Annotated in this window: 1 protein-coding gene and 1 pseudogene; both read left to right on the top strand. The window is 50.8% G+C overall.

From position 1 onward, the window contains the following. Positions 1 to 171: pseudogene (locus R7E78_RS26530) on the top strand (phospholipid ABC transporter ATP-binding protein MlaF); the annotation flags it as partial. Continuing rightward, on the top strand, positions 161 to 718 hold a 558-nt coding region (locus R7E78_RS26525; RefSeq protein ID WP_318058663.1), incomplete at its 3' end, for an MlaE family lipid ABC transporter permease subunit. The pseudogene R7E78_RS26530 and the gene R7E78_RS26525, both read left to right, overlap by 11 nt.

Below are 718 nucleotides of genomic sequence, written 5' to 3'. Positions count from 1 at the left end.
TGGGTTTACCTACTAGCAGATGGCAAGATCATCGCGTTTGGCACGCCAGAGGAGTTGAGTCAAAACCCAGACCCGCGAGTGCAGCAGTTCTTACAAGGTGATGCAGATGGCCCAGTGCCGTTTCGTTTTCCTGCGCAAAGTATCGAAAAGGATCTATTTGATGGTCGCTAGCTTTATTCAATTTGTCGCTTCATTAGGAAGACGCACGCTCGCCATCTGTGAAGCTTTTGGCCGTGCAACCTTGATGCTTGTTGGCGCTATCTTCTCTAAGCCTCAACCCTCTAAAAGTTTTCCTCTACTCATCAAACAGTTGTATTCCGTTGGCGTGCAATCACTGGCTATCATCGTAGTCTCCGGTTTGTTCATCGGCATGGTTCTTAGCTTGCAAGGCTATGTAGTGCTGGTGGATTACGGCGCGGAAGGCAGTCTTGGTCAGATGGTCGCGTTGTCACTACTGCGTGAACTTGGGCCGGTGGTTACTGCGCTTCTTTTCGCTGGACGTGCAGGCTCTGCGCTGACGGCAGAAATTGGTTTGATGAAAGCTACTGAGCAGCTTTCAAGCTTAGAAATGATGGCAGTTGACCCACTGAAACGAGTGATTGCACCACGTTTTTGGGCTGGGGCTATCTCAATGCCACTACTTGCGATGATCTTCATGGCTGTTGGCATCTGGGGGGCACAGCTCGTCGGTGTGGATTGGAAAGGTGTGGATCACGGC

The organism is Vibrio sp. YT-19(2023) (genome assembly GCF_033337395.1).
This window is presented reverse-complemented; position numbering and strand designations above follow the sequence as displayed.